Source organism: Bartonella sp. 220B, from assembly GCF_026930205.1.
Taxonomy (GTDB): domain Bacteria; phylum Pseudomonadota; class Alphaproteobacteria; order Rhizobiales; family Rhizobiaceae; genus Bartonella.
In genome coordinates this window covers 1-3,459 of the sequence record NZ_JANHOI010000037.1, presented here as the reverse complement: position 1 = coordinate 3,459, position 3,459 = coordinate 1, and the positions used below count along the sequence as shown (strand labels likewise).

General features: G+C 40.8%; 6 protein-coding genes and 1 pseudogene. 5 read left to right on the top strand and 2 right to left on the bottom strand.

All coding sequences use genetic code 11. The features are described 5' to 3' along the window. The 4 genes and pseudogenes from NPX99_RS08455 to NPX99_RS08440 form a co-directional block, all read left to right on the top strand. Nucleotides 1-274, top strand: a pseudogene (locus NPX99_RS08455) (hypothetical protein); the annotation flags it as partial. Nucleotides 275-364: 90 nt separating this feature from the next. Beyond that, nucleotides 365-1,492 carry a N4-gp56 family major capsid protein gene (locus NPX99_RS08450; RefSeq protein ID WP_269031393.1) on the top strand — a complete coding sequence of 376 codons (1,128 nt, stop codon included), beginning with the start codon at nucleotides 365-367 and terminating at the stop codon, nucleotides 1,490-1,492. A gap of 20 nt (nucleotides 1,493-1,512) precedes the next feature. Next, a complete protein-coding gene (locus NPX99_RS08445; protein WP_269031392.1) occupies nucleotides 1,513-1,893 on the top strand; it encodes a hypothetical protein in 381 nt (126 codons plus the stop codon). 11 nt (nucleotides 1,894-1,904) lie between these two features. After that, on the top strand, nucleotides 1,905-2,285 hold the full coding sequence (locus NPX99_RS08440; protein ID WP_269031391.1) for a hypothetical protein: 381 nt from the start codon (nucleotides 1,905-1,907) through the stop codon (nucleotides 2,283-2,285). 37 nt (nucleotides 2,286-2,322) lie between these two features. Here the strand turns inward: NPX99_RS08440 and NPX99_RS08435 are convergent, their stop codons facing one another. Further along, a complete protein-coding gene (locus tag NPX99_RS08435) occupies nucleotides 2,323-2,607 on the bottom strand; it encodes an addiction module antidote protein (protein WP_269031390.1) in 285 nt (94 codons plus the stop codon). Then, complete coding sequence (locus tag NPX99_RS08430) at nucleotides 2,588-2,896, bottom strand: type II toxin-antitoxin system RelE/ParE family toxin (RefSeq protein ID WP_004865060.1); 309 nt, start codon at nucleotides 2,894-2,896, stop codon at nucleotides 2,588-2,590. Before NPX99_RS08430 ends, NPX99_RS08435 begins: the two co-directional genes overlap by 20 nt. Before the next feature lie 63 nt (nucleotides 2,897-2,959). Between NPX99_RS08430 and NPX99_RS08425 the strand changes: the two genes are divergently transcribed. Continuing rightward, nucleotides 2,960-3,459 (top strand): phage adaptor protein (locus NPX99_RS08425; protein WP_269031389.1); only part of this gene is annotated, 500 nt, incomplete at its 3' end.

Sequence of the window (3,459 nt, the reverse complement as noted above, 5' to 3'; positions counted from 1 at the left end):
GCAAAAGGATGTAAATCCGGTAGAAGAGCTTTATAGGGTAGCACAAAACCTTGGCTATCAGAACCAAGCGGTACAAGCCAATAATCAGGTTGCAGCGCTTCAAAGCAGGCAGGCTTCTTCGAAAACTTTAACCGCATCTGGAGGAGGGGGCAGTGTTGGACCTATGAGCAAAGACAGTCTTGCCAATATGAGTGAGAAAGAATTTGATGCGTGGATATCCAACCCGAAAAATGAAGCTCGTTTTTATGAAATTATGGGTGCAGACCCCGATTAATCAACAAGTTTTATAGCATAATCCGCCTTTGATGCGGGTTTTCCACCGGCTTTTAAGCCGGTTTTTTTACAGCAAAGAAAGGTGAAATAAATGGCAACAACACATATAGGGACCCATGATCCGCAAGCGGTGAAACTTTGGTCACAAAAATTAAGCAATGAAGTTTTGAAAGCAACGAAAATTGCTCCACTGATTGGCAAAAGTTCGAACAGTATTATCCAGCTTTATAACGAAACCCATAAAAGTGCAGGGGATAGTGTCACATTTAGTCTGCTGGTGAATCTGTTTGGGGACGGTGTCACTCAAGGTGAAACTTTAGAGGGCAATGAAGAAGCCCTTCAATTTATGAATGATAGGTTGGTGATTAACGAGCTTTTACATGCAGCACGTGTAGCGAATGATGACTCGATTGATCAACAGAGAATTTTACCGAACTTACGAAAAAAAGCCAAAGAAGGTTTGGTTCGTTGGTATGCAAACCGTTTAAGCATCATGTTTTTTCTTCAGGTATGTGGTTATACAGCGCGTACTATCAATGTCGATGGTCGAGAAGTATACATTAAACCGGTTCATTACGGCTTTAATGAAATCATGGCGCCGAGCAGTGAACGTATTATTCGCCCCGATGGTAAAACCAAGGATGAAGATCTCAATGACAAAGCCAAACATAGCTTTAGTCTTAAATTGATTGATGAAGCTGTAAAAATGGCGAAACTTGCCAATCCGCAAATTTCCCCCGTCCATATCAATGGTGATGATGTTTATGTTTTGTATTTACATCCAACACAAGTTATGCAATTGCGCACCAATACAGCAGCTGGTGAGTGGTTAGATATTCAAAAATCCGTTTATGCAACCTCGCGTGCGAAGAACCCCATCTTTGATGGTTCCCTAGGTATGTATAATGGTGTTATTTTACGTGAAGCTATCCATGTCACTCATGGTGTAAAATCGACAGATCATACAGCGGTAAAGAGTGTGCGTCGTGCGGTTTTCTTAGGAGCCCAAAGTGCGATTATAGGTTTTGGCAAAAATCACAGTGCAACGCATTACACGCTTAAAGAAGAGTATTTTGATTATGAACGTGAATTTGGTGTAGCCGCGAAGACCTTGATAGGCATGAAGAAAACACGTTTCCAAATGCCAAATAGTGCACAAACAGCACAAGACTTTGGAACGATTGTTATCCCCACTTATAGTGGTGAAGCAGCAGCGTAATCATAGGAGGGAAAAAAGACATGGCAAATCAATTACCACCTCCATTACAGGGCAGAAATCTTCACACCCAACAGGTGAGTTTTTTACGGTTGAATATCTTGCATAAAGATAAGCATCTTACGGAGAAAATTGGGATTTTGCCTCGTGGCGCTTTGATCACTTCGATTAAAACGTTCGTTAAGACGGCATTTTCTGAGGCAAAACTAAAGATTGGCAGCACCTATGGTGGCAATGAGTTTGGGGAAAAGGACATCAAAGCCCAAGGTACACAGGATTTTACGCCAACAGATCAAAAGTCTTTTGTTGCAGATGATAAGGAAATGACCCTTTATGCAACGCGAGATAAAACTACCGATGCTGGTGAGTGTGTTGTGGTCGTACAATTTGTAACAAATCATTGAGGGGATAGGACATGGCAGATTATTTACCAGAACCTTTACAGGGAAGAAGCCTCCATACCCAGCAGGTAAGCTTTTTACGTCTTAATTTTAGCTATGAAGATAAAGAAAACGCTTTGAAAATAGGTACGCTACCTCGAGGTGCTTTGATTACTTCAATTAAAGTATTCGTCAAGACGGCGTTTTCGGATGCTAAGGTAAAAATAGGCAGCACTGCTGGAGGAACTGAATTTGGTGAAGCGGAAATCAAACAACAGGCAGTCAAAGAAGTTAAGCCTACCAATCAGAAGGAATTTGTCCCTTATGATAAAGAACTTACTCTCTATGCCAAAGCCGACAAGACAGTACAAGCTGGTCAAGCAAGTATAGTTGTTGAATTCGTGACTAATCACTAAGATTGAGGGGAGAGATGTATGAACTCTCCTCACGGATTTATGGGGCACAAGATTCTACGCTTAATTGCAAATTAAGGGCAGAAAGCACAGCAACTAAAGTAGAAAGTTTAGGGTCACCTGTTTTGCTTAAGGAGCGATATAAACCACTGCGTTCACGATTGGTTTCTTTTGCTAAGGCACTCATATTTTGGGCTCTAGCAACGATACCAAGGGCATCCGCTATATGTGCAGCATCACCGGTTTTGAAGGCTTCATTGAGAAATATTTGTTGAGATTCTGGTGTTGTGAGATATTTCTCTGGTTCAAATGGGGTTATTTTCATTACTATACTCCTCTTTTAACTTTAACGCTTGTTCAATATCTTTTTTCTGCGTTGATTTATCTCCACCGCATAACAAAAGGATAAAATCAGAGCCTTTTTGGGTAAAATAAATTCTGTAACCAGCACCATAGTGAATACGTAATTCACCTATACCATGAAAGAATTTAACATCACCTAAAAGACCTTGTTTTAATCGTACAACACGTTGAAGAATAATAGCTTGAGCGCTTTTATCTTTGAGTTTCTTAAGCCAAGTATCAAATTCTACAGTTTTATGAATAGTTACCATCTGAGTACTGTAGTGCACAGATGATAACACGTCAAGAGTAAATTTCTACGGAAAGGTTACATGATGTCACGCCATTATATCAGGATAAGAACGGGCGGACCGATACAGGATCATCAAGATGTTTTTCGTCACAGAGGAACATTTGCAAGATTGATATCGGTTATTCAGGATGAGATAGATGACATCACGGATGAGTTTGTACCTCAAATACAAGAAAGTATTTTTGCAGCCATTCGGTTTTGTGAACGAGAAACATTTTACTTTAATGAAAGCCGTGATGTTACTTTCACCACACAGGCGGGAAGAGGGGGCTATGATGCATCTGATACCCGCCATATTGAAACGGCTGTCAAAATTGAGAATGTTTTCCTTAACTCAGGGCATCATAAATCTGAATTGGAGCGGAGAAACCACCTTTCCTTAGAGCCTTCGTTGCTTTCAGGACAGCAGGGAACGCCGGTTTGTTACAGTTATTTTGATAGGAAACTGTATCTCTATCCCATACCAGATAGAGCCTATCAGGTTCAACTCATCCTCTCACCCATGCGTTTGGAAGAGCTTAG

Bases quoted from the DNA above. Each gene is read 5' to 3' on its own strand.
- NPX99_RS08450 (WP_269031393.1), top strand. From the start codon at position 365: ATGGCAACAACACATATAGGGACCCATGATCCGCAAGCGGTGAAACTT.
- NPX99_RS08445 (WP_269031392.1), top strand. From the start codon at position 1,513: ATGGCAAATCAATTACCACCTCCATTACAGGGCAGAAATCTTCACACC.
- NPX99_RS08440 (WP_269031391.1), top strand. From the start codon at position 1,905: ATGGCAGATTATTTACCAGAACCTTTACAGGGAAGAAGCCTCCATACC.
- NPX99_RS08435 (WP_269031390.1), bottom strand. From the start codon at position 2,607: ATGAAAATAACCCCATTTGAACCAGAGAAATATCTCACAACACCAGAA.
- NPX99_RS08430 (WP_004865060.1), bottom strand. From the start codon at position 2,896: ATGGTAACTATTCATAAAACTGTAGAATTTGATACTTGGCTTAAGAAA.